Annotated in this window: 25 protein-coding genes; 5 read left to right on the forward strand and 20 right to left on the reverse strand. The window is 60.0% G+C overall.

Annotated elements, in window-relative coordinates; all coding sequences use genetic code 11:
* Nucleotides 1-61: 61 nt before the first annotated feature.
* Complete coding sequence (locus V1471_RS13610) at nucleotides 62-1,306, forward strand: MFS transporter (protein ID WP_434289513.1); 1,245 nt, start codon at nucleotides 62-64, stop codon at nucleotides 1,304-1,306.
* Here V1471_RS13610 and V1471_RS13615 read toward each other — a convergent pair.
* Genes V1471_RS13615 through mbfA form a run of 3 tightly spaced genes read right to left on the reverse strand, consistent with a single transcriptional unit; the run spans nucleotide 1,298 to nucleotide 3,387 of the window.
* Nucleotides 1,298-1,921: an HAD family hydrolase gene (locus V1471_RS13615; protein WP_434289515.1), complete on the reverse strand. Its 624-nt coding sequence runs from the start codon at nucleotides 1,919-1,921 to the stop codon at nucleotides 1,298-1,300. The genes V1471_RS13610 and V1471_RS13615 overlap by 9 nt on opposite strands.
* Nucleotides 1,918-2,376: a YaiI/YqxD family protein gene (locus V1471_RS13620; RefSeq protein WP_434289517.1), complete on the reverse strand. Its 459-nt coding sequence runs from the start codon at nucleotides 2,374-2,376 to the stop codon at nucleotides 1,918-1,920. Before V1471_RS13620 ends, V1471_RS13615 begins: the two co-directional genes overlap by 4 nt.
* A 33-nt stretch (nucleotides 2,377-2,409) precedes the next feature.
* Nucleotides 2,410-3,387, reverse strand: a complete 978-nt coding sequence (gene mbfA / locus V1471_RS13625; protein ID WP_434289519.1) for an iron exporter MbfA — start codon at nucleotides 3,385-3,387, stop codon at nucleotides 2,410-2,412.
* Between the two features lie 260 nt (nucleotides 3,388-3,647).
* On the opposite strand from mbfA, the gene V1471_RS13630 reads away from it, so the two are divergent.
* The 3 genes from V1471_RS13630 (at nucleotide 3,648) to V1471_RS13640 (ending at nucleotide 5,187) form a co-directional block, all read left to right on the forward strand.
* On the forward strand, nucleotides 3,648-4,271 hold the full coding sequence (locus V1471_RS13630) for a TetR/AcrR family transcriptional regulator (RefSeq protein WP_434289520.1): 624 nt from the start codon (nucleotides 3,648-3,650) through the stop codon (nucleotides 4,269-4,271).
* Nucleotides 4,268-4,549 (forward strand): I78 family peptidase inhibitor, encoded by a 282-nt coding sequence (locus V1471_RS13635; protein WP_434289522.1) that lies wholly within the window; start codon nucleotides 4,268-4,270, stop codon nucleotides 4,547-4,549. Before V1471_RS13630 ends, V1471_RS13635 begins: the two co-directional genes overlap by 4 nt.
* A gap of 284 nt (nucleotides 4,550-4,833) precedes the next feature.
* Nucleotides 4,834-5,187 (forward strand): DUF2794 domain-containing protein, encoded by a 354-nt coding sequence (locus tag V1471_RS13640; protein ID WP_434289524.1) that lies wholly within the window; start codon nucleotides 4,834-4,836, stop codon nucleotides 5,185-5,187.
* Between the two features lies 1 nt (nucleotide 5,188).
* Here V1471_RS13640 and V1471_RS13645 read toward each other — a convergent pair whose 3' ends face one another.
* From V1471_RS13645 to V1471_RS13655, 3 genes are all read right to left on the reverse strand, one after another.
* Entirely contained in the window at nucleotides 5,189-6,001 is an 813-nt protein-coding gene (locus V1471_RS13645; RefSeq protein WP_434289525.1) for an NlpC/P60 family protein, read from the reverse strand.
* Nucleotides 5,998-7,380, reverse strand: a complete 1,383-nt coding sequence (locus V1471_RS13650) for a leucyl aminopeptidase family protein (RefSeq protein WP_434289527.1) — start codon at nucleotides 7,378-7,380, stop codon at nucleotides 5,998-6,000. The genes V1471_RS13645 and V1471_RS13650 overlap by 4 nt, the downstream gene beginning before the upstream one ends.
* Nucleotides 7,381-7,506: 126 nt before the next feature.
* On the reverse strand, nucleotides 7,507-7,884 hold the full coding sequence (locus tag V1471_RS13655) for a hypothetical protein (protein WP_434289529.1): 378 nt from the start codon (nucleotides 7,882-7,884) through the stop codon (nucleotides 7,507-7,509).
* Between the two features lie 170 nt (nucleotides 7,885-8,054).
* Between V1471_RS13655 and V1471_RS13660 the strand changes: the two genes are divergently transcribed.
* Entirely contained in the window at nucleotides 8,055-8,702 is a 648-nt protein-coding gene (locus V1471_RS13660; protein WP_434289531.1) for a carbonic anhydrase, read from the forward strand.
* 22 nt (nucleotides 8,703-8,724) lie between these two features.
* Here V1471_RS13660 and V1471_RS13665 read toward each other — a convergent pair whose 3' ends face one another.
* The 14 genes from V1471_RS13665 to V1471_RS13730 all read right to left on the reverse strand — a co-directional run bounded on the left by V1471_RS13665 (nucleotide 8,725) and on the right by V1471_RS13730 (nucleotide 22,325).
* The gene (locus V1471_RS13665) at nucleotides 8,725-9,012 is read right to left on the reverse strand and encodes a hypothetical protein (protein WP_434289532.1); all 288 of its coding nucleotides are present in this window, start codon (nucleotides 9,010-9,012) and stop codon (nucleotides 8,725-8,727) included.
* 28 nt (nucleotides 9,013-9,040) lie between these two features.
* Nucleotides 9,041-9,256: a hypothetical protein gene (locus V1471_RS13670; RefSeq protein ID WP_434289534.1), complete on the reverse strand. Its 216-nt coding sequence runs from the start codon at nucleotides 9,254-9,256 to the stop codon at nucleotides 9,041-9,043.
* A 375-nt stretch (nucleotides 9,257-9,631) separates the two neighbouring features.
* Nucleotides 9,632-11,284 (reverse strand): DUF4139 domain-containing protein, encoded by a 1,653-nt coding sequence (locus V1471_RS13675; RefSeq protein ID WP_434289536.1) that lies wholly within the window; start codon nucleotides 11,282-11,284, stop codon nucleotides 9,632-9,634.
* A 123-nt stretch (nucleotides 11,285-11,407) separates the two neighbouring features.
* Nucleotides 11,408-11,611 carry a hypothetical protein gene (locus V1471_RS13680; protein WP_434289538.1) on the reverse strand — a complete coding sequence of 68 codons (204 nt, stop codon included), beginning with the start codon at nucleotides 11,609-11,611 and terminating at the stop codon, nucleotides 11,408-11,410.
* A 352-nt stretch (nucleotides 11,612-11,963) separates the two neighbouring features.
* Nucleotides 11,964-12,986 (reverse strand): aspartate-semialdehyde dehydrogenase, encoded by a 1,023-nt coding sequence (locus V1471_RS13685; RefSeq protein ID WP_434289539.1) that lies wholly within the window; start codon nucleotides 12,984-12,986, stop codon nucleotides 11,964-11,966.
* Nucleotides 12,987-13,058: 72 nt separating this feature from the next.
* A complete protein-coding gene (locus V1471_RS13690) occupies nucleotides 13,059-14,198 on the reverse strand; it encodes a capsular polysaccharide export protein, LipB/KpsS family (protein WP_434289541.1) in 1,140 nt (379 codons plus the stop codon).
* Nucleotides 14,199-14,371: 173 nt separating this feature from the next.
* Nucleotides 14,372-16,201, reverse strand: coding sequence for a polysaccharide biosynthesis protein (locus V1471_RS13695; protein ID WP_434289543.1), 1,830 nt, complete (start codon nucleotides 16,199-16,201; stop codon nucleotides 14,372-14,374).
* 203 nt (nucleotides 16,202-16,404) lie between these two features.
* Nucleotides 16,405-17,010, reverse strand: a complete 606-nt coding sequence (locus V1471_RS13700) for a sugar transferase (RefSeq protein WP_434289545.1) — start codon at nucleotides 17,008-17,010, stop codon at nucleotides 16,405-16,407.
* Complete coding sequence (locus V1471_RS13705) at nucleotides 17,007-17,888, reverse strand: NAD-dependent epimerase/dehydratase family protein (RefSeq protein ID WP_434289547.1); 882 nt, start codon at nucleotides 17,886-17,888, stop codon at nucleotides 17,007-17,009. Before V1471_RS13705 ends, V1471_RS13700 begins: the two co-directional genes overlap by 4 nt.
* A 68-nt stretch (nucleotides 17,889-17,956) precedes the next feature.
* The gene (locus V1471_RS13710) at nucleotides 17,957-18,790 is read right to left on the reverse strand and encodes a TonB family protein (RefSeq protein ID WP_434289549.1); all 834 of its coding nucleotides are present in this window, start codon (nucleotides 18,788-18,790) and stop codon (nucleotides 17,957-17,959) included.
* The gene (locus tag V1471_RS13715; protein WP_434289551.1) at nucleotides 18,787-19,215 is read right to left on the reverse strand and encodes an ExbD/TolR family protein; all 429 of its coding nucleotides are present in this window, start codon (nucleotides 19,213-19,215) and stop codon (nucleotides 18,787-18,789) included. The genes V1471_RS13710 and V1471_RS13715 overlap by 4 nt, the downstream gene beginning before the upstream one ends.
* Before the next feature lie 3 nt (nucleotides 19,216-19,218).
* Nucleotides 19,219-19,599 carry an ExbD/TolR family protein gene (locus tag V1471_RS13720; RefSeq protein WP_434289553.1) on the reverse strand — a complete coding sequence of 127 codons (381 nt, stop codon included), beginning with the start codon at nucleotides 19,597-19,599 and terminating at the stop codon, nucleotides 19,219-19,221.
* Between the two features lie 3 nt (nucleotides 19,600-19,602).
* Entirely contained in the window at nucleotides 19,603-20,283 is a 681-nt protein-coding gene (locus V1471_RS13725; protein ID WP_434289554.1) for a MotA/TolQ/ExbB proton channel family protein, read from the reverse strand.
* A 95-nt stretch (nucleotides 20,284-20,378) separates the two neighbouring features.
* Complete coding sequence (locus tag V1471_RS13730) at nucleotides 20,379-22,325, reverse strand: MacB family efflux pump subunit (protein WP_434289556.1); 1,947 nt, start codon at nucleotides 22,323-22,325, stop codon at nucleotides 20,379-20,381.
* Nucleotides 22,326-22,329 lie beyond the last annotated feature (4 nt).

Here is a 22,329-nt window from a genome sequence, read left to right on the forward strand (position 1 = left end):
TGCGATCATTCGATTGACCGAAGGGGGTATGATCCGGGAGGATGGCGTAAAGGAGACCAAGATGTCCGACACGCGCGCGCCCCTGTTCACCCCGGTTCTGATCGCCGGGTGCATCGTCATCATCGTGAGCTTTGCGGTGCGCGCCTCGTTTGGCGTATTCCAGATCCCGATTGCTGCGGAGTTCAACTGGCCGCGGGCGGAGTTTTCTCTGGCGATTGCGGTTCAGAACCTGTTCTGGGGCATTGGTCAGCCGATTTTCGGCGCTCTGGCGGAGCGGATCGGGGATCGCAAGGCGATCATCCTCGGCGCTGTGACCTATGCGCTCGGGCTGGTTCTGTCGTCCTATGCCGTCTCGCCCATCGGCCTGCAATTCTATGAAACGCTGGTGGGGTTTGGCATCGCAGGCACGGGTTTCGGCGTCATTCTCGCGGTCGTCGGTCGGGCGTCATCGGCCGAGAATCGCTCCATGTCGCTCGCCATCGCAACGGCTGCGGGATCGGCCGGGCAGGTGTTTGGCGCCCCTCTGGCGGAATGGCTCCTGAGCTTCATGTCCTGGCAAAACGTCTTCCTGCTCTTCGCCGTCGCCGTGCTCACAACCCTTCTGGCGCTGCCGATGATGCGCAGCCCTGCTCTGGCCTCCAAGGCGGAGTTGGAAGAGAGCCTCGGCGCGATCCTCGGCAAAGCCTTCCGCGATCCGACCTATACGCTCATTTTCCTCGGCTTCTTCTCCTGCGGCTATCAGCTCGCTTTCATCACCGCACATTTCCCGGCGATGGTGACGGAGATGTGCGGCGCGATTGATCCCTCGGGCACCTTGGCCTCTCTGGGCGTCTCTACGACCTCCGCGCTTGGTGCCATTTCGATCTCCCTCATCGGACTCGCGAATATCGGCGGAACGCTTCTGGCGGGTTGGCTCGGCAACCGGTTTTCCAAGAAATACCTGCTCGCCGGAATTTACCTCGGGCGCACACTGGCCGCGGCCCTGTTCATCGCGCTACCGATCACGCCGACCTCGGTGCTAATCTTTTCCGTCGTCATGGGCGCGCTGTGGCTGGCCACCGTGCCGCTGACCTCCGGCCTTGTCGCGCATATCTACGGGCTGCGCTACATGGGCACGCTCTATGGCATCGTGTTCTTTTCCCATCAGCTCGGCGCATTCCTGGGCGTCTGGCTGGGTGGGCGGCTTTACGATCTTTACGGCGATTATACTGCCGTCTGGTGGGTCGGCGTTGGCATCGGTGCGTTTTCGGCCATCGTCCATCTTCCGGTAAAGGAAGTGCCTCTGGGCCAACGCGCGCTAGGCTGAGGCCTCGTGCGGGGTCAAAAGCCCCTCCGCAACCAAACGCTCCGCCCAGCCCAGCGGCCCTTCGAACACATGCGTCTGCCAGCCGCGCGCTTTGGCCGTGTCGATATTGTCCTGTCGGTCATCGGTAAACAAAAGGTTCTGCGGCGGAATTTTACAATCGGCCTCGACCATCTCGTAAATAATCGCATGCGGTTTGACGCAGCCCATCCGCCCGGAGACATAGCGCCGGTCGAACTCGGTCAGAAACGGGTATTGCGTTTCGGCAAATTCGAAACTCTCGATGCCGAAATTTGTCAGCGCAAAAACCGGCACGCCTTTCTTGCGCAACGCCCGCAACAGCTTCACCGAATGCGGAATCTCTGGCTGCGCCATCTTGATCCAGTCGTAATACCACATCATGATTTCGCTCTGAAATTCAGGATGTTGCGCCGCAGCCACCTCGATTGTCGCGCGGAAATCGTAGCCCTGATCGATCAGATCGTTCATCGCATGAAGATCGACCGCCTCAAACATGGTCCTGCGCCGATCTACCCCGACCGTGGCGTCGTAATGCCGTTCCGGTTGCCATTCGATCAACACGTTGCCGATGTCGAAAATCACCGCGTCAACAGTCATGCGCTCTCCCGTTTCGCGGCCTGAACCGCCCGCTCCAAGGCATCCAGAAAGCGCGACCGATCGGCTTTTGTAAAGGCCTTGCCGCCGCCTTGGCGAAACGGATCTGCGGCGCGCAGATCGTACATCAGATCGCGCATCGCCAGAGCATTGCCGATATTGGCCGGGGTAAACGCCTCGCCATCATGTTTCAAAACCCGCGCCCCGGCCTCGACGGCCTTGGCCGCCAGAGGAATATCCCCCGTCACAACGACATCGCCACGCCCGGCGCGCTCGGCGATCCATTTGTCGGCCTCGTCCGGCCCGTCGGGGACGATCACAAGCTCCATGAACGGGTTCTGCGACGGCCGCAGCCCGCCGTTGCAGACCAGAAGACAGGGCAAACGATGCCGCGTCGCGACCTTTTCCGCCTCGGCTTTCACCGGGCAGGCATCTGCATCGACATAGATTTTCGTCACGGCATCCGCCTTCTTCTTGGCAAAATTACTCGATCAGCCGCCGCCGATGAGCGCCCCCGCAGCGAACACCAGTGCGCCGCCCAGCACAACCTGAAAAACGGCCCGCAGGAAGGGTGTTTCCATGAAACGGTTCTGAATCCAGGCGATGGCCCACAATTCGATAAAGACCACGGCAAAGGCGATGAAGGTCGCCGTCCAGAAATCCGGGATCAGATAGGGCAGCGCATGGCCCAGCCCCCCGACCGCGGTCATGATCCCCGAGGCCAACCCGCGTTTGATCGGCGAGCCACGCCCGGAGATAACGCCATCGTCATGCGCCGCCTCGGTAAATCCCATCGAAATCCCGGCCCCAACGGAGGCCGCGAGACCGACGAGGAAGGTGGTATGGGTGTTTTGCGTGGCAAAAGCGGTGGCGAAGATCGGCGCGAGCGTCGAGACCGAACCATCCATCAACCCGGCCAGACCCGGCTGAACCCAGGTCAAAACGAACTGGCGATGCGCATGCTTGTCTTCTTCAGAACGGGTATCGTCATCGAGAAACTGATCCTCCAGCTCCTCCGCCCGCCGCTCATGCCCGGCCTCTGCCGCGGCCAGCCTCCCCAGAAGTGCACGTGTGTCGGCATCCTGCGTGCGTTCGGCGGCCTTGCGGTAAAAGGCTTCGGCGCTTTGCTCCATGGCTTGCGCCTCGTCGCGTATGCGTTCGAGACCCAGATTCTCGATCAGCCACACCGGATTGCGGGCATAATAGCCCGACACATGTTCGCGGCGAATCAACGGGATCACATCGCCGAAGCGACGTTTATGCAAAGAAATCAACGCTTCGCGATGTCCGTCCTCTTCAATTGCCATACCATCGAAAATTTTCGCGCTGTCCGGAAAATCGTTGCGCAGCTTCTCGGCATATTGGCGATAGATTCGAGCGTCATCTTCCTCGGACGAAATGGCGAGCGCGATGATTTCCTGTTCCGACAGATCAGAAAAGCGTCTGCGATTGGCGAGTACCGGGAGCATATTGGACCTCAATTTAGAATGGTTCTAAAATAGCGTCCATTTGGCATTCTGCAACCCCATTATATGCCATGCAGCATCGCTGTCATTGCGCTTGTCACTTGTTAAAGTAAACCATCCAGTTTAGTTTAGCGAGGGCCGCGTGTCGTGTGCGGCCCATCGACATCCCTGTCGAGCACTGGGGCAGGCCAATGGCCTGCCTTTTTTCTTGCATTGGCGCACAAATCCGAACGCATTAAACTCGACATATCAGAGAGAGAGCCATGGACCAGACAGATTCCACCATCAAGAAGGGGCGCAAATATGCCCAGGTGATCGAAGGCGCCCGGACCGTGTTTCTCAGAGACGGGTTCGAAGGCGCTTCCGTCGACGACATCGCCCGCGAAGCCAAGGTGTCCAAGGCCACGCTCTATAGCTACGTGCCTGACAAGCGCGTACTGTTTCTCGAGGTCGCAGCGCTTGAAGCCACGCGTCAGGCCGATGCCTTCACCGAACGTATGGACGAAAACCAGTCACCGCAGGAATTGCTGCCCTCCGCAGGGCGTAAGATCCTCGATTTCCTGCTCTCGGATTTCGGTACAGCCGTCTATCGCATTGCGGTCGCCGAAAGCCTGCGGTTTCCTGAGGTCGGCCAGCGTTTTTACGACAGCGGACCGGGTCTCGTGAAAAAACGCCTGTCGCAATATCTCGCCACCGCGACCGCCCGCGGGGAATTGCAAATTGACGATATCGAACTTGCGGCGGAACAATTCGCCGAATTGTGCAAAGTTCGCCTCGTACCAATGCGCACATTCCAGATGTCCTTTGAAATTGACGAGAGTCAGAAACAGGACATCATCGACAGCGCCGTCGCCATGTTTCTTGCCCGCTACGGAGCCTCTCGATGACCCGCATCGCCGCCTTGCTTGTCCTGTCTCTGATCACTCTCAGCGCCTGTCAGGAGGATACTCCGGCCATGCCCGAAGGCACCGCGCATCAAACCTGTGCCGCCGCTCTCGTCACCCCGCTGATCGGCGAACCGCAATCCGCGCTCGACGGGCTCACAATTCCCCAACCTTTCCGCATCATCCTGCCTGGCATGGCCGTGACCATGGATCATCGCCCGGAACGCACCAATATCGAAATTGATGACACCGGTCACATCAGCCGCGTCTGGTGTGGTTAAGCCTCGCCGGGTGCCAACAAAGGAAAAGCCGAGACAGATCACCTGCCTCGGCCCTGAAAGTTGGTTGAGCAAGATCCCCGGTGCCGCGAACTGGGTGGGGGCTGTTGAACCGCGACACCGGGGTAAAGCGTTCTCGCTCTGTCCCCATTTGTGACGTCAGAAGCGGGCCAAATGAGGGGTCGAGCAAGGAATATTCCGGGCGATTTCATGCCCGAAATGCGGCAATCCACAGGGCGCTCACGAGTTTTCTTGATTTGCAGAGGAAATGCGCCCACTCTCAATACATGAATGTACAAACGCCGACGCCCTTCCCGGGCCCTCAGCCGCCCAGCCCACCGGATAAGGTCGCTTTCGACCGCCATGAGCTTGGGGCCATTCTCGGACTTTACGGACGCATGGTCGCGGTCGGCGAATGGCGCGATTACGGCATGTCTTTTCTCAAAGATGTCGCGGTCTTCTCGGTGTTTCGCCGCACAGCCGAGCACCCGATCTATCGCATCGAAAAACGCCCGAAACTGCGCGGTCGACAGGGCATGTATGCCGTGATCGGCATGGATGGTCAGATCCTCAAACGCGGTGCCGATCTGCGCACCGTTCTGCGAGTCTTCGATCGCAAGCTAATCCGTCCGGTGGAATAAATCACACCCGGCGATGCGCCGTCACCGGCCCGTCGCCCTGCGCCTCGATCCGCGCGATGGCCCGTTCGATCGGCTCATAGGCCACCGCCATATGATGCGCATTCGCGTGGATCAAAACCTCCCCGTCGACACACATCGCGACATGGCCCTTCCAAAACAAAAGATCGCCGCGCTGATAGCCGCCCGTGGCCTCGGACCCGAGGCTCATCTGCATATCGCTGTCCCCCGGACAGAGCACGCCACAGGCCAGAAGCCCCGCCTGCACCAGACCGGAACAATCGATGCCAAAGGCGGAATTTCCGCCCCAGAGATAGGGCGTTCCGAAAAATATCTGCGCAATGGTCACCGGGTCTGAAAAGGGCCGCTCAAGCGGGCGGATATGGGCTTTCGGCACGAACAGGCCGCCCTCGATCTCCATGAATTTGCGCCGCTCATCGACCACCTTGATCCGCGAGCCGAACGACAGGCTGGTGACCGCTTCGGTTTTAAAATCGTCGCGCGGATAGAGATGAGTCGCGCGCGCCGAGATCGTATGGGTCGCGCTCAGCTCCGGCCCAAGATCGGCCTCATCGACATAGCCGACATAACCATCGCGCGCGGCAATGCCAAAGGCCCAGCCATCGCGCAATTCCAGCACATCGAACCCCTCCCCCCAAAGAAGCTGCCGGTCTCGCGCCCCGCCGGGAGACGCTCGCAGATCGGCAACGGGCAAGGAAATGGTGTAACGCGTCGGAGTGACCTCGGCCTGCCCACCCAAGGCATGACCAGACAGGGCGACACGTGCATTGGCGGGGGTCAGGCGACGGTCTGTCACAGGTCCAGAAGCTCCGGAAGGGCGGCGAGAATCGCCCGCGCGCCCTGCCCCACCCCGCCTTTCGGGCGGGCCGGAAGCGGCGACGGGCACCAGCCGTAAATATCGAAATGCATGTAGCGCGGGGTCTCGGTCACGAACCGACGCAGGAACAGCGCGGCAGTGATCGCCCCTGCCATCCCCCCCGAGGGCGCATTGTCGAGATCGGCAATGCCCGGTTCGATCATCGTCTCGTAAGGCTCCCAATAGGGCAGTTGCCAGACTGGATCGGCAACCTTTGCGGAAGCCCGCGACAGAATCGCCGCATCCCTCGTGTCCGTAGCAAAGAACGGCGGCACATCGGGACCGAGCGCCACACGTGCCGCCCCCGTGAGCGTCGCCATGGAGATCACCAGATCGGGCGGCGTTTCATCGGCCAGTGCCAGAGCATCGGCCAGAACCAAACGCCCCTCCGCATCGGTGTTGTTGATCTCGACCGTCAACCCCTTGCGCGAGGTCAGGATGTCCTGCGGCCGGAAGGCGGAACCGTCCACGGCATTTTCCACTGCCGGGATCAACACCCGCAATTGCAGCGGCAGGTCGAGCGCCATGATCATCTTTGCAAGGCCAAGCACCGTGGCCGCACCACCCATGTCTTTTTTCATCAAGCCCATGGAGGAACCCGGCTTGAGGTTCAGCCCACCGGTGTCGAAACACACACCCTTGCCCACAAGCGTCAGCGTCGGACCGCTCTGTCCCCAGCGCATGTCGATCAGACGCGGCTCGCGCGGAGAGGCGCGACCAACGGCGTGAATCATCGGCAGGTTGTCGTCCAAAAGCGCCGTGCCTGTGGTCACGGCAATCTCTGCGCCATGCTCTTCGGCCAGCGCTCGCGCGGCGAATTCGAGCTCCGCCGGCCCCATGTCATTGGCGGGCGTGTTGATCAGATCGCGTGTCAGCGCCTCACCCAAAGCGATGGCTTCAAGCCGCGCGGCATCGACGCCTTCGGGCGCGATCAGATCAGCTTCAGGCGCATTTTTTTGTGCATAGACGTCAAAGACATATCCGGAAAACAGCCAGCCGAGGAGCTGTTCATCGAGCGTATCACCCGTGAGCTCCGTCTCCAGACGATACGTCCCCTTCGGCAGTTTCGGACGCACCGCCCCGAGACTGAACCTCTGACGCGCACGCTCTTTCGCACTGCCCAAACCGGCCAAAGCCCCTGCAATACCATCCGCTCCCGGCAGGAGGCACACGGCTCCGGCGCTCGCACTGAACCCCTGCGCCCTTGCCCAAACGACCTGAGCAGGCTCAAGGCTCGCAAGCCTCGCCTCAAGATCTTCAGGCGTGGTCAGATAAAGCGGAAGGGAAGATGCGCCGGGTTTGGCAAAGGAAAGTGGCATCGGGTGGGCCTTTCATGACGGTCACGCCAAACTTAGCTCATCCGATGCCACCTGCAAGCCGAAGCGTCCGGGGACGTCTTTGAGTGCGGCAAGGGACATACGCACCCGTCTCGCCCCTGACCCGCGTCAGAGAGAGGCCCCCTGCAAATCCCAGACCGCCAGAAGGGAATTCTCACCGATCCGCATCAGACGCTCGACACAGGCGGCCAGCGCCGTACTGTCCTCGGTCAAGGCCAGTGCACTCACATCTCCCGCGACGCGGGCAAAGGTGACCATACCGATCTGCTCCGAGATCGCGATCATCGAACGCGCCGCCCGCTGCATCTCCGCGAACTGACCTTTGCGATAACCGCTCTCGACCTTGGCCAGTCTTACCGCCAGTTCCTCCATCGCGCGCGAGACAACACCGTCCGCGCCGGAGGTTCCCAACTGATTGTACAATTGATCCAAACGATCACGATCCACTTCGACCGTCCCATCCGGCCGCAACTTTGACACCACCATGTCTCTACCCCACAAATCTCATGCGCCCCCACGCGCTATGCAGAAACTTTGCAACAAGACCCTCAAGAAAAGGTTTAATGCAAAGCAGTTTCTCACTCGAATTCCCCGAAAACTCTCATTACATTCGCTGCAATTTGGCAGCAGACGTCTGAAAAGGAACGTTTCACCCGATGAAATACGCACGCCCCCTCCCGAACTACATGGTCCAACGCTATCACGGCTGGAAGGCCACGACCTTCAACGAGAACCGCACCTGGTACAAGAAGCTCGCGGAAGAGGGTCAGCGCCCCCGCGCCTTCATCATCGCGTGTTGCGATTCCCGTGTGCATGTGACCTCAATCTTCGGGGCGGATCAGGGCGAATTCTTCATTCACCGCAACATCGCGAACCTCGTGCCGCCCTTCACCGACGACGGCGACCACCACGGCACTTCGGCGGCGGTGGAATATGCCGTCACCGCGCTGAAAGTGGCCCATATCGTGATCCTCGGGCACTCCAACTGCGGCGGCGTTCAGGGCTGCTATGACATGTGCTCAGGCCATGCACCGGAGCTTGAAGAAAAGTCCTCGTTCGTCGGGCGCTGGATGGACATCCTCCGCCCAGGCTACGAGCGCGTTCTCGATGTGCCGGAAGAGCAACGCAAAGATGCTCTGGAAAAGGAATCCATCCTGATCTCGCTCGAGAACCTGATGAGCTTCCCCTTTGTCCGCGAGGCCGTCGAAAAAGGCAATCTCACCCTTCACGGGCTTTGGACGGACATCGGCGACGGCGACCTTCTCCAGTACGATCCCGAGAGCAAGACCTTCGTTCAGGTCTGATCCCTGCCCTGACCCCATCAGGTCAGGCAACCAGCCGCAGGACGTTTTCGACGGCGTGCTCTTCGGTCAAGACGAAGGGCGCGTTGGCGACCTTTTCCGGGCGCGGTGCCTCGATCAGCGCACCGGATTGCACCGAGACGGAACGCACGAACATCGGTTTGCTCATCTGCGTCACCACATGGCGGCTCGTCGAGCGCTCGGTCGAGACGATCTCGCCGAACTCTTCCGGGAAAAACATCACGGCGCCGCTCTGATACAGGTTCAGCGCAATGATGCGGCCTTTGCGGGCTTTGGCGAAATAGTCGGTCATGGATCTGTCCTTTCTGAATGTCTGACGATCAGGCGGCCAGCGCGAGGCGGGCACCGAGGTCCGGGCGATAGTCTGGATCGTTGCGATATCCCCCGAGGATGATCACGTTCGACCGCCGCGCCTCCCGTGTCAGGTTGTGATTGGCGGGACGCCCGGCAGCCTCGAGGACATGCACGTCCCAGTTGAAAAGGATCGCACCTTTGGCCTCGACGGACTGGCCTGCGGTCTTCATCAGCTTGATCATGTTTCCATCCTTTCGTCGCGCATCGTTCCTACCCCCCGGAACCCTTGAGATCATGGGAACACGGGCGATCGATTGGCGGAAATGGAGCATGGAAACAATTTGAGACATTTGCGATTTTTCCCGCAGATGCACAAACAATATGTCTTAAGAGTCAAAGAGATAACGTCCCGTTAAAAGTCGGATTTCAAAAGTTAAAATTCTCTTCATCGCTTAAATATTGGTTAACTTGTCTTGAGACCCGTGACGGTGATCTGACCCTCCTGCGGCAGCTTTGTGACAGGCTTAACATAGCCTTAAAATTTCCGAATCACGGAGGCCCGGATGCGATCCGGACTCCCGTATAAATTATACGTCACACCTGACGAATGGCCGCACTCATTGCAGCATCTTGCCCTCCGGCCAGCGCAGATTTTCGCTCAGGCTGATTTGCTGGCTGTCGCCCGCATCAAGGTCGAAATGCCATGCGAGCACCCCGCGTTTGTCGTCCACACCCTCGACATCCGGCGAGGGAGAGGCGGACCAGTCCACTTTCAACTCGTCCTGTTCAGACACGGAGACGCGATCCAGAACCTCGATCGGCCAGGTGCGCGCGGTCAGGTTCGCGATTTCGATCCGCCATTCCGTTTCCGTCTCGTTGGATTTGGAAATCATACCGCGGTCGCCTTCGTTGCGGGTCAGGAGCACACGCTTCACGGAAATGCCATCCACCGGCCCAAAGGCCAGCTCCGCCTCGCCGCCATCGACCAGGGTATCAAGCATCGCCTCACCTAGGTTCACACCGTCGCGGATCAACTGCACCGGACCGGGCACCAGCATCTCTCCCGTCTCATTTGTGAAGCTCGTCATCAGATAGCCCACCTCCTCATGCAACGGCACGGCGCGCACGAAAATCTCCGGCGACAGATCGACGGTGGCCAGAGCGAATTCCACGGCATCCTCGCCCGAATAGAGCGTCGCAGGCGTCGGGTAGCTATAGGTCTGACTGAGGCCGGAAAGGTTGGTGTTCATCTTCTGCACCATCATTGGTGCTTCCATAACAGGCTCGGCATAGCCCCCCTCCATCGCATCGCTGGCCATGGTGCGCATCAGCGGCTCGACGGGACGCGGTTCATAGACTCGGCGGATCAGAGAATAGACGTCCTGCGGAAAACTACGGCGGGTCGGATCGTCCGTGGCAAAGGTGAGCGCAACATCGGTCCAAAGCTCGCCGGTGTCCTGCATGGCGACGACCGAACGCGTAAACAACAGGGAGTTGTCGTCCGTATTCAGCCGCGCGGTATACCGGGGCTGCCAGGCGGCCTCATTGGACATGTAGGTAAAGCCGATCTCGACATCCCCCGCCTGCTCCATGGTCACCGGCAAGGTGATGGAGATGCGGTTCTCCTCGGAGGGCACCAAAAGCTCAAGCACCTTTGTTGCCTCCGCCAGTTCTGCCTCAAGGTCTTCCATGGCCGCTTCTGCAGCCTTGGCCCGACGCTCCGCGTCCTGCTGCGCAAGGCGGGCAGCAAGGGATTCTTCGCGGATCATCCGCGCTGTGGCCGCGCTTTGCTCCGCATCGCTTCCGTCAGACAGCCGTGCGAGATAGGCAAGCGTGTCCTTTGCAGCCTCGGCCTCGAACCCGATTTGCGCAATCTGTGCGCGCCGGTCATCGATCTCGCCTTCCAGCGTCTCGACACGCGCCAAGGCGGCTTTCTCCGCCTCTGAACGAATGAGCAGCGCTTTGGAGATGTCTTCGATGCCGTAAGCCACTGGGCCAAGTTCGCCCCCCTCGACACGGATCTGCATGTTCCGCGCAATCTCCTCGTAGGAATAACGCGTCGGAATGTCGACGAAGACGATCTCATGTGCGCCTTCGGGCAGAGAGACGGTCGCATTGCGGGTGATCATCGCGCCTTGCGGGTAGAGTGTCGCCTCGGTGACCAAGCTACGCGCCTCGAAGCGCTCTGCGAAGGCGGGCAACGCGATCAATGCGCTTCCGGCAAGACAGGACAGGGTCAGAATGGCACGCGGGCTAAATTTCGGGAACATGATTTCCTCCTAAATGGTCGGAGGAAAGGTCCAATGCGCTTCAGCTTTGCGCAAGGGGAATTCCCCCTTCGTCAAAGCCGCAGCCCGCGCATGGCGAAAGCTCGCCGATCCCCCGACACGCAGTCAGGCGACGGTCTTGGTTTCGCGGCGGCAGCCGTCCTGAAACTTCTCGTGGAATGTCTTGCACAGATCTTCACGGGTGAGCTGCGGATGAGGCTTGGCCAATTCCTCCGCCCAGTCACCCAGACGGTCGACTGAACGGTCCGATGCTCCCGTGTCGTTCCTTTTGATCTCATGTTGACGCATCGCGCCAAGATCGATTTTCACTCGAAACATCACCCTACCCCTTCGTTGCATGGCTCTGTCGTCAGGCCGAAAATAAGCATAACAGCGCCACAGATGCGCCGCGTGTATGAATAAAGTTTAAAGTTAACTGCGCATCCACTCTGGCTTGTCCGAAATTTCGCTCAGATTTCAGAGTGTTGATTGTTTAAAAACTGCTGCTTTTCGCAGTAATGCCTGCCCGGAAGACAAGCCCATCACCACAGACTTTCTCAGAAAAGCCGTGATCATGCCTCTGAGGTGGCGAATCGGCGCCACGAAACCCAACAAAAAAGGGCGCTCGCAAGCGCCCTTTTGTTAAGAGTTTAGTTACCGTCTTTCGACCATGCCGGGCAACTCAGCCCTTCTTGAGCACCCGACGACCGAGCAGTTCAGCGATCTGAACCGCGTTCAGAGCCGCGCCTTTGCGCAGGTTGTCGGAGACACACCACAGGTTCAGACCATTCTCGACGGTGACGTCCTGACGAATGCGGGAAATGAAGGTCGCGAAGTCGCCGACACATTCGACCGGAGTCACGTAACCGCCGTTTTCGCGCTTATCGACCACGAGAATGCCCGGCGCCGTGCGCAGGATTTCACGGGCTTCGTCCTCATCAAGGAACTCTTCGGTCTCGATATTGACCGCTTCCGAGTGACCGACGAACACCGGCACGCGCACGCAGGTTGCGGTGACCTTGATCGACGGATCGACGATTTTTTTCGTCTCGGCGACCATTTTCCACTCTTCTTTCGTGTCGCCCGAGTCCATGAAGACGTCGATATGCGGGATCACGTTGAAGGCGATCTGCTTGGTGAATTTCGACGGCGCGACTTCCTGACCGGGGACATACATGCCCTTGGTCTGGTCCCAAAGCTCGTCGATGCCTTCTTTGCCGGCACCGGACACGGATTGGTAGGTCGAGACCACAACGCGTTTGATTTTCGCACGGTCATGCAGCGGCTTAAGCGCCACAACCATCTGCGCCGTCGAACAGTTCGGGTTCGCGATGATGTTCTTGTTTTTGTACATCTCGATCGCGTCCGGGTTCACTTCCGGCACGATCAGCGGAATTTCCGGGTCGTAGCGATAGAGGGACGAGTTGTCGATCACGACACAGCCCGCCGCCGCCGCTTTCGGCGCGTAGGTCTTGGTCGCGTCCGAACCCACGGCGAACAGAGCAATGTCCCAGCCGGAGAAATCGAACGTGTCGAGGTCCTTTGTTGTCAGGGTCTTGTCGCCAAAGCTCACTTCGGTGCCGAGAGATTTGCGCGACGCCAGCGCCACGATCTCATCGACAGGAAACTCGCGCTCGGCGAGGATGTTCAGCATTTCGCGGCCCACATTGCCCGTGGCGCCTGCGACGACGACTTTATAACCCATTTGGCACTCCTCATTCGTCCTGGGTGACTGGCGCAGAGCCTTACTGGAAAGGGGGCGGAGAAGAAAGAGGGTTTAGCGCCGCTGTGCCGCCCGCGCCGCCTCAATTCGCGCCTTTGCGGCCTTTTCGTCGATCATGACACCCGCAATCGGGTCGTTCGATATACGCGGGAAATGGACCTGATCAAGATAGTTCATGAAAGCGGCCCGAAGCGCCGGATCGAAGGTGAGTGATTCCGCCTGATAAAGCGCGCCGCTCAGGGCCTCCGGGCTATCCGCCACCGTGACCAGCCCCGGCATGGCGAAAAAAGCCTCGCCCAGAACGATCACCGGCTTGTCGTAGAAAAACGCCTGAAGCCCGACAGAGGAATTGATGGTGATGACACCGCGGCTCGCCCGGACCTGTTCGAACGTATCGGTTTGATTGTCGATCACGATCCGCCCCTTCGCCGCCTCAACGGCACTGGCCAAGGGCCATGCAAGAGAGGTCTTCGCCGAGGGATGTTCCTTGACCCGGATGTGCCAGCCGTCCGGCAGGGCAGCCGCCGCTTTTGCCAGCGCGGCAAGCATATTGGGCACAGACCCGACCCAGCCGGAGAACAGGGTGATCTGGCTGTCGTTCGGCACCTGCAGCGGGACGAAAAGGAATTTCTCACCGGCCAGATCCGCACCCGACGCCTGACCGACATCTGCGCGCCGCGAGGCCCGCGCCGTCAGATTGGCGCCCAAGTGCCGCCAGTCCTCATTCTGCCGCTCCGGACGCCCTGCGGCCCATGCGGTATAAAACCGTGCATCGCGCGGCAGGGAGCCCAGCGCGTTGACACCGGTATGATCGAGTTGCATCCGCCCCGGAAAGGGCGCAAGTTCCGCGAAAAGCGTCGGCACGCCTGCGTCCTTTGCCCCCTCCATGAACACCCTGCGCGATCCGGTTATCCCGTTCCAACACAGCGCGATCGTATCCCGATGCCGGGTGAAATAGCGGCGTGAGCCATTGTATTGCAACCGGATCAGCAAGCGCTTGAGCGCACGGCCCAGAGGGCCTTTCGGCTGCCGCTTCGCCACAGAAAGGGCAGCCTCTACCCGTGTTCGGGTCTCCGGGAAATCGCGCAGGGACATCGGGATCGTTCGGAGCACATGCCTCCCGCCATCGGCCTCAGCCACGGAGGACATGAAGCTGTCCTTCTTCTTCGAATAGCCTTTGAGATAGGTGATCATCGTGCCCCGCCTTTCTCTGTCCTTCTCTCTTACCTATGCGAGCCGGGGTAAGGCGACAAGGTCATGCTGACCATGCCCACCGCACGACATCGGGAGAGACAAAGGCATAGACCGCCGCACATTACAGCCCGTGAAAGGCAAAGGGCTTTACGCTGGGCGGCAAAGCCCCATCGTTACAGCCTGGGCTCGGTTCCGGTTCGAACCTGCGGAGACACGTCGTGTTCATGGGTGCAACGCATCAAAATCTGGCGAAGCTTGCCGGGATTCGGCGCCTCGATCGCCGCCTGAATTTCCCGCAACAGACCGGCGACCTCGATCTGGCTGAGACAATGTTCTTCCGCCCGCAGGATTTTCGAATTCGGTGTTTTGCGCAGATTGTCCAAATCAACGAAAAGTTCCTCATATAGCTTTTCGCCCGGGCGCAGGCCGATGATCTTGATCTCAATATCGCCCTCTCCGGTCAGCGGGTCTTTGACACGACGCCCCGAAAGCTGAATCAACTTACGCGCCAGATCCATGATCTTCTGCGGCTGCCCCATGTCGAGCACGAACACGTCGCCGCCTTTGGCATAGGCTCCGGCCAGAAGGACAAGCCGCGACGCCTCGGCAATCGTCATGAAATAACGACGTATCTCGGGGTCCGTGACCGTCACGGGACCGCCACTTTCGATCTGGGCCTGAAACAGCGGCAAGACCGACCCGGACGAACCCAGTACATTGCCGAACCGGACCATCGAGAATTTGGTGTGTGGCGCGCGGGTCTGAATGTCCTGAATGATCAGTTCGGAAATCCGTTTCGTTGCGCCCATGATGCTGGTCGGGCGCACGGCCTTGTCGGTCGACACGAGAATGAAGCGCTCGACCCCCTCCTGCACCGCCGTATCGGCGAGGATTTTCGTCCCAATGACATTGTTGCGCGCGCCTTCGATCTCGTTGTTTTCGACCAAAGGGACATGTTTGTAGGCGGCCGCATGCAGAACGATTTCCACCCCGTTCTGGCGCATCACATGGCGCAAGCGACCGGCATCCGTCACCGAACCGAGATACGGCAAAACCTCGATGTTGCGGGCCTTTGCCCGAGACTGCAATTCGAGATCGAGCGCATAAAGATTGTATTCGTTCTGTTCGAACAAGACGATCTTTTGGGGCTGGCAATTGAGAAGCTGGCGACAAAGCTCCGACCCGATGGAGCCTCCGGCACCCGTCACCATGATCACACGTCCAGCATAGCTCTTGACCATTTCCGGCGTGTCCAGATCGACCTTGCCGCGACCGAGCACCTCGTCGGGGTCCACCGTCCGCAACCGCGTATTGCCGCGCTCGACCAGCATGTCGATGAAAGACGGCAGGATCTTGACCGGGATGTCGACGCGTTCACACAGATCTACGATCGCGTCACGACGCTTGCGAGCACTGTCCGGCAACGCAATCATCACCTCGGAAATCGCATTTCGATAGACATCCGAAACCAGATTTCCGGAGGGCAGGACCGGTATCCCCCCGATGTCCATGCCTTGCATCGCGGGATTGTCGTCGAAAAAAGCCACCACACGCCGATCGGGCGACTGCCCCATGGCCGAGGCCAGTTGCACACCCGCCGCGCCAGCCCCAAAAATCGCCACGTTTTTACGCCTGTGCAAATACTCCCGCAGACCGCTGAGGATCGAAACCGCAATGGCGCGCGAAGTCGCAAGCCCCGTGAAAGCAAAGACCCCGAAGGTCAATACGGCGGGTCCGAAACGAGGCAGCGCGAGCGCAACACTCGTCGCCCAGATCACCAGGGCGATACCGGCACTAAACCTGGCGATGGTCATCAGGTCCCGTGCATTCAGCATGACCAGCTTGATCCGATCCAGTCGGAACATCACATTCAGCAACGGCCCGCCGATCATCAACGCTCCGCAGAGCCACAGCAAGGTCGTGCTGTCGCGGACGGTCGCCATTCCGGGCAAAAGAAGCAGGCTCATGAGAAGGGAAAGCGTCAGAACCAGAAAGTCGGACATTAGAAGCACCGCGCGGATCACATTGCGCGGAAGGGACGTCAACCCAACGATAAGTACTTTTCTGTACACGACAAACTCGCCTTAAAACTGCGTCTCCGCCTCATTTTTCTCAAGTTAGTCAGAGCGGAGTTAACAAGCCCATAACATCACCGAAAACATGTGATCGAAGTCAGGACATCGGCGTCGGTCTGCCAAGCCGGTCGCTATTTCAGAATGCCAAGCACAGTCCTAAAAAGGATTTTAATGTCAAAACAGAGGCTTGCATTTTCCCGATAGAGCAAGTCCAACCGCGCCTTTCGGGGCACACAGCGACGGGAATAAACCGAATCTGTCGCCTCTGGCGTATCGCAATCGGCCAAAAGACGCGCCTCGTGGGCATGAAACGTCAGGGTTGCAAGGCCCGTCACCCCAGGCCGGTTCTGCAACACGGCACGGTAAACCTCCGGGTGGCGCTCGACATAGAGCCGCAAAGGCGGGCGCGGCCCGACAAAGGACATATCACCCCTGAAAACATTCCACAGCTGCGGCAGCTCATCGAGACGGCTGCGGCGCAGAAACCGGCCTGTACGCGTGATCCGATCTTGCTTGTCACCACCGGACACACCGCTGTCGGTCGCCGAAAGGGTCATGGTCCGAAACTTGATCAGGTGAAATCCCTGCTCCGGTGTTTTCATCCGCTCGGACAGGAAAAACACCGGTCGCCCGTCCCGGAGCAGGATCAGCCCCGCCAGCACACAGGTCACAGGCAGCAACAATAGCCCGAGACACATCACCAGAAAAAGGTCGAACATGCGTTTTCCAAAGCTCATGCCGCGGCCCTCACAGCAGCCCATTCGGCAACGATCTCTTGCGCCGTACCGTCCAGATCAATCTCCGGACAAAGCCTTGCCAGCCGCGTGACATCCAGCGTGATGCGCTGATGAGCGGTATCGCTCCGCGGCTGCGCAGTCCAGGGCACGCCCGCCGCATCGAGTAGATCGGACATCTGCACGGGCTTCCCACCAGCCAGATTAAGCACCGGCGGGAGCCTTGCCTCTGTCGCAATCAGGGATCGCAAGACCGAGAGCAAAGTGAGCGGACCAATATAGGACCGTTCCGGCCCCCGCCCGTCCGGGAAAATATCGAGTGTCAAAGGGCCCGAGGAACGGCGCATCGCATTGCCCAAAAGCATATCCGCACCGGCGACATTGCCGATCCGCAGCGCACAAATCTCGATCCCTTCCGTGGCGGCGCGCCGGGAGCAGAGGTCTTCCATCGCGGCCTTGGCGCGACCATAGGCATTGATCGGCGCGGGCGAGACGTCTTCGCAAAACGGCTCTCCCCGCCCTGCGCCATAGACAGCAGAAGACGAGGCCACCAGAAGGCGCCTGATCCCCGCTCGTAGCGCCGCAGTGATCGCATGATCGACACTCGTGACATGGGCTTGCATCGCATCGGGATCATCTTTTGCGCCGTTTGCACCAGAAAAAATCAAAATATGATCGAAACCATGGTGAATCTGCGCAGCCCTCAAAGGCGTGGCGTCACGAAAATCGGGCCAGAGAAAAGCGCCCTCATCGCACTTCTCTAAAACCCGGTATTGCCAAAGAAATCGCTGGGCGTCTTCCGGGAGTTGCCGTTCCGCCGCACGCAGATAGCCCCCGATCCGGCCGGAAGCCCCGAGATAAGCGGCTGAGTGGTCAGGCATGGCTGCTCCCGTGGAAAGCGTCCGCATCATGCTAGACGCTTCCATCCCATCAGACCAGTGCCCTCGGCTCAGCCGGCGAATCTAATCGGCAAGCTCATAGGGTAGCTGGCGTCAGTCAGCTCCGCTGGCGCTGCGGGGAAACGGCCAACCCGTTTCACCGCCTCAACCGCCGCCGCATCGAGGACCGGATTTCCCGAACTTTTCGCCACACCGACACTCAGCAAAGCGCCTTCGCGGCTGACCCGAAAGCTCACGGTCACAATCCCGTCCCCGACCCCGCGCGGTGCCCGCTTGCGGCGTTCGATGCGCGAACGGATGGTTGCGCCCCAGCTCGACAGAGCCGACTGGCGCTTCGCCGCACTCAGCCCCGCGCCTTGCGACGCGCGCGCCTCGCCCGCCTGTTGCCCGCCACCAGCGCCTGCGGCACGGGTCTCCTGACTGGACCGATCAGTGCCTTGCACGGCTTGTTGCGCCTGCTGCGACTGTTGCGCTTTCGGAGCAGGTTTCGCTTCCGGCTTCGGTGCGGGTTTGGGCGGTTCCGGGGCTTCCGGCGGTTCCGGCGCGTCGAACACCTCCGCTTGTTCCACCGGCTGCATCGGCACGGGCAAAGCCATGTCACTCGGAGCCAGTTCCAGCTCGGGGATTTCCTCCAAAGGTTCCATGACGGGCTTGGGCGGCTCCGGGACCTTGGGCAGATCGGGTGCCACTTCCGGCACCTCTTCCCAACGCTCGACCATGGCTGCCAGCGCCACATTCGACGCCTGAAGCGACAACAAATCCTCGCCGCCTTCACCAGAGGCAGCCGTGCCTGCGGAATGATCCATCAGCGCCACTGCGGCCACCGCAAGATGCGCACCGAGCGCGAGCGACACAAAGAGGGTGCCCGTCAGAACGCGATTCATGCTCCACCTCCTGCCCGGGTCACGAGTTCCACCTTGGGAAACCCGAGTGCCGCCAATTTCGGCAGCAACGCGGCCAGTGTCGCGGCCGAGACCTCGCGATCCGCACTCATGGCAATCGACGGCCCGCTCGCACCTTCACAGCCCCCATCGGCGCAAAGCGCGATGCGCTCCAGTTCCAAAGCCCGCAACACCGCCTCTTCGCCCTGCACATCGCGAAAAGCGAGCGTGCCGTCCTTGGCCAGATAAAGCGGCAGGGGGGCGGTAATTTCAGCCTCTGTTCCGGCTTCGGGCAATTCGAGTTCAAGCGGGTCGGGTGGCGCGATCTCAGCCGTCATCAGAAAAAAGATCAGCAGCAGGAAGACGACGTTGATCATCGGAACGACGCTCTCGGAGGGCTGAGGACGGGGGGCATCAGAAAAATTCATCGTTTACTCCACCAGAACCAGATTGGTAAACCCGGACTCGCCCAGCCATTCCATCACCCCCACCAGACGTTGCAGCGCCACATCCTCATCGTCAGGCCGAAGCACCACAATGTCATCGGGGCTTTGCACCAGCCCTTTCAACTGTTCGATCAGTGCCTCTTCGCCCTGCACAGTACCGTTGAGTTTCAGCTCTTCCGCCCCGACACGCACCAGACGCGGCGGACCGGAATAGCCCTGCGAGGCGCCACCACCGAGCGTCAGAGACAGTTGCGCCGGAGAGCCGAAGCGCGAGGCAAGCATGAAAAACACCAAAAGCAGGAACACCACGTCGATCATCGGGGTGAGCGACATCCGGTGTTTGCGCCGGGGTTCGCTGAACTCCATGGTTCACTCCGCCGCTTGTGCCATCGGGACGGGTTGCTGCGTCACATCACGGGGACGCAGATAGATGCGTGTCGCCATGTCTTCGAACTCGTGGCGCAGGCGGTCGGCAACGGCCTCGAACCCGGTAAACGCGATGGAGGCCGGGATCGCTACGGCCATACCGGCGGCGGTGGTCAGAAGCGCCTCCCAGATGCCGCCCGCAAGCAGCGCCGGATCGGCCTTGGCACCCGCTTCCTGAAGCGTCTGAAACGCAGTGATCATGCCAAGCACGGTCCCCAAGAGACCCAGCAGCGGGGCAATCGTTGCGATCAGTTCGAGCGGGCGCAGACCGGAGCGCGCCCGAGCGAGAAAGCCCTTGGCAACCCGTGTGGTCTCGGCCTCAGCGCCGGTCTCGTCATACGCGGGATTGCCATGGGCCGCGAAAGCCGCACGAATGAACCGCGAGCGCAGCCCCTTGCGGCCAGCCAAACGCGCCTTGGCACCTTCGGTGTCGCCATTGGCCCAGAGCGCGAGCGCTTCTTCTCCTGCGGACGTGTTGCGCCAGGCACCAAGATAGGCCAGATCCCAGAGTTTCCAGAAGATCAGAGCCAGCGTGATCACCGAAAGCGCCGCGATCGCCCAGATCGAGGGGCCGCCCTTGGCGAGAAAGTCGAGCAGAGAGGCAAAGAGAGCCGAGTCATTCATGTCAGTCACCATACTATGCGTGTAGCTGGCTGATCCATTCAGCTGGCGTTTGCCCCCGGATAGATTATCCTAGTTTTTTAGTCAAGATATGTACGTCACTCTCGGCTCAGTGCCACCACGGGATCGAGCCGTGCCGCATTACGAGCCGGCAAAAAGCCGAAAGTGATCCCGATCAGCGTCGAGGACAGGAAGGCCACGGCAATCGCGGTGGTCGAGAAACTCAACCGCACGCTGGAGGCGAATTCCTCAATCAGATAGCCGCCGGTCAGCGCGCCGAGAATGCCGAGTACACCGCCGACCAGACAGACCATGACCGCTTCGATCAGGAACTGGCTGACGATATCCGAACGCCTTGCGCCGATAGCAATGCGCACACCGATTTCCTTGGTCCGCTCGGTCACGGAGACCAGCATGATGTTCATCACGCCGATACCGCCCACAACCAACGAAATCACCGCGATCATTGCCACGAGATAAGTCAGCGTCTGGGTCGTGGAGGTGATGGTTTCACGGATCGTATCGGAGTTCGACAGAAAGAAATCCTCTGTCCCGTGACGGGTTTTCAACAGCGCGGTGATCTCTGCCTCGGCCTGATCCATATCGTAATCGTCCGCCACACGCACCCCGATGCTGTCGAGATAGTCCTGCCCGGAAATCCGCGCCATGGACGTGGTGTAAGGCACCCAGACGTTCAGAGAGGACGGCCCAAAGGTTGCCCCCGAAGACCGCACGACGCCGATCACACGCACCGGCACACTGCCGAGGAAAATCACTTGGCCCAAAGGATCGGTGCCGTCGTCAAAAAACGTATCCTGCGTGTCTTCGTCGATCACCGCAGCCTGCGCGTAACTGTCGACGTCATCCGTACTGAACACCGATCCTGTCACGGTTTCATAGGCATGGACCTGAAAGTAATCCCCCGACACGCCATTGATCGTCGCCGATGCCTCCGTGCTGCGATAGCGCACGGTTGCCGAAGAAGAGACGGCGGGCGAGACACTGTCTGCCAGATCCATCAGCGCCAGCGCATCGGCATCCGAAGGCACAAGCGTTTCAATCCTTCCGGCCCCGCGGGCCCCGAAGCCGGAGCCTGCCCGCACGGTGATCGTATTCGTCCCGAGAGAAGAGATGTTCTCCAAGACCTTCTCCTGCGACCCGTTGCCAAGCGCCACCACCAGCACCACGGAGGCGATGCCGATGATGATCCCGAGCATGGTCAGGAAAGACCGCGTGCGATGCGCCAGCATGGCTTTGAGCGAAATGTTGAAGGCCTCAGTCAGGCGGCGGAAAGACGCGCCCAGCCCGGAAACCTGTTTCATCGGGCGTTCGATGGTGGCTTGTGACGGCTCGCCAACGTCCTTGCGGGTGTCGGAAATGATCCGCCCGTCGCTGATCTCGACAATCCGGTGGGCATGTTCGGCCACTTTCGGGTCGTGGGTCACCATGACAATGGTATGCCCCTTCGCGTTCAATTCCCGGAGCAGGGCAATGAGATCCTCGCCGCTTTTGCTGTCGAGCGCACCGGTGGGTTCGTCGGCCAGGATCACCTCGCCGCCGTTCATCAAGGCACGCGCCACGGAGACCCTTTGTTGCTGCCCCCCCGACAGTTCGGAGGGCCGGTGATCGAGCCGGGTATCGAGGCCAAGCTGGGTCAGCAGATGTTTTGCATGGTCTCGCCGCGCCGCTCGGCTCGCCCCCGCGTAAATCGCAGGCACTTCGACATTCCCCACCGCGTCGAGATCGGGAAGCAATTGATAGCGTTGAAAAATAAAGCCGAAATGCTCGCGCCTGAGCTGTGCAAGCTCATCCGGCTCGAGATCGCTCACATCCTTGCCATCAAAGACATAGGTCCCTGAACTCGCGCGATCGAGACAGCCGAGAATGTTCATCAGCGTCGATTTGCCGGAGCCCGAGGCGCCGATAATCGCCACCATTTCACCGGGATATATGTCGATATCGACATCGCGCAGCACGGTGATGGTTTCGTCCCCGGCCTGAAACGAGCGGCTGATGCCACGCGCGGAAATAAGCGGTTCACTCATGATG

It is taken from the genome of Celeribacter sp. SCSIO 80788 (assembly GCF_051054295.1).
GTDB lineage: Bacteria > Pseudomonadota > Alphaproteobacteria > Rhodobacterales > Rhodobacteraceae > Celeribacter.

Excerpts from the sequence above, each read along its gene's own strand:
- V1471_RS13610 (WP_434289513.1), top strand. The coding sequence starts at position 62 with ATGTCCGACACGCGCGCGCCCCTGTTCACCCCGGTTCTGATCGCCGGG.
- V1471_RS13615 (WP_434289515.1), bottom strand. The coding sequence starts at position 1,921 with ATGACTGTTGACGCGGTGATTTTCGACATCGGCAACGTGTTGATCGAA.
- mbfA (WP_434289519.1), bottom strand. The coding sequence starts at position 3,387 with ATGCTCCCGGTACTCGCCAATCGCAGACGCTTTTCTGATCTGTCGGAA.
- V1471_RS13630 (WP_434289520.1), top strand. The coding sequence starts at position 3,648 with ATGGACCAGACAGATTCCACCATCAAGAAGGGGCGCAAATATGCCCAG.
- V1471_RS13635 (WP_434289522.1), top strand. The coding sequence starts at position 4,268 with ATGACCCGCATCGCCGCCTTGCTTGTCCTGTCTCTGATCACTCTCAGC.
- V1471_RS13640 (WP_434289524.1), top strand. The coding sequence starts at position 4,834 with ATGAATGTACAAACGCCGACGCCCTTCCCGGGCCCTCAGCCGCCCAGC.
- V1471_RS13650 (WP_434289527.1), bottom strand. The coding sequence starts at position 7,380 with ATGCCACTTTCCTTTGCCAAACCCGGCGCATCTTCCCTTCCGCTTTAT.
- V1471_RS13655 (WP_434289529.1), bottom strand. The coding sequence starts at position 7,884 with ATGGTGGTGTCAAAGTTGCGGCCGGATGGGACGGTCGAAGTGGATCGT.
- V1471_RS13660 (WP_434289531.1), top strand. The coding sequence starts at position 8,055 with ATGAAATACGCACGCCCCCTCCCGAACTACATGGTCCAACGCTATCAC.
- V1471_RS13665 (WP_434289532.1), bottom strand. The coding sequence starts at position 9,012 with ATGACCGACTATTTCGCCAAAGCCCGCAAAGGCCGCATCATTGCGCTG.
- V1471_RS13670 (WP_434289534.1), bottom strand. The coding sequence starts at position 9,256 with ATGATCAAGCTGATGAAGACCGCAGGCCAGTCCGTCGAGGCCAAAGGT.
- V1471_RS13675 (WP_434289536.1), bottom strand. The coding sequence starts at position 11,284 with ATGTTCCCGAAATTTAGCCCGCGTGCCATTCTGACCCTGTCCTGTCTT.
- V1471_RS13685 (WP_434289539.1), bottom strand. The coding sequence starts at position 12,986 with ATGGGTTATAAAGTCGTCGTCGCAGGCGCCACGGGCAATGTGGGCCGC.
- V1471_RS13690 (WP_434289541.1), bottom strand. The coding sequence starts at position 14,198 with ATGATCACCTATCTCAAAGGCTATTCGAAGAAGAAGGACAGCTTCATG.
- V1471_RS13695 (WP_434289543.1), bottom strand. The coding sequence starts at position 16,201 with ATGTCCGACTTTCTGGTTCTGACGCTTTCCCTTCTCATGAGCCTGCTT.
- V1471_RS13700 (WP_434289545.1), bottom strand. The coding sequence starts at position 17,010 with ATGAGCTTTGGAAAACGCATGTTCGACCTTTTTCTGGTGATGTGTCTC.
- V1471_RS13705 (WP_434289547.1), bottom strand. The coding sequence starts at position 17,888 with ATGCCTGACCACTCAGCCGCTTATCTCGGGGCTTCCGGCCGGATCGGG.
- V1471_RS13710 (WP_434289549.1), bottom strand. The coding sequence starts at position 18,790 with ATGAATCGCGTTCTGACGGGCACCCTCTTTGTGTCGCTCGCGCTCGGT.
- V1471_RS13715 (WP_434289551.1), bottom strand. The coding sequence starts at position 19,215 with ATGAATTTTTCTGATGCCCCCCGTCCTCAGCCCTCCGAGAGCGTCGTT.
- V1471_RS13720 (WP_434289553.1), bottom strand. The coding sequence starts at position 19,599 with ATGGAGTTCAGCGAACCCCGGCGCAAACACCGGATGTCGCTCACCCCG.
- V1471_RS13725 (WP_434289554.1), bottom strand. The coding sequence starts at position 20,283 with ATGAATGACTCGGCTCTCTTTGCCTCTCTGCTCGACTTTCTCGCCAAG.
- V1471_RS13730 (WP_434289556.1), bottom strand. The coding sequence starts at position 22,325 with ATGAGTGAACCGCTTATTTCCGCGCGTGGCATCAGCCGCTCGTTTCAG.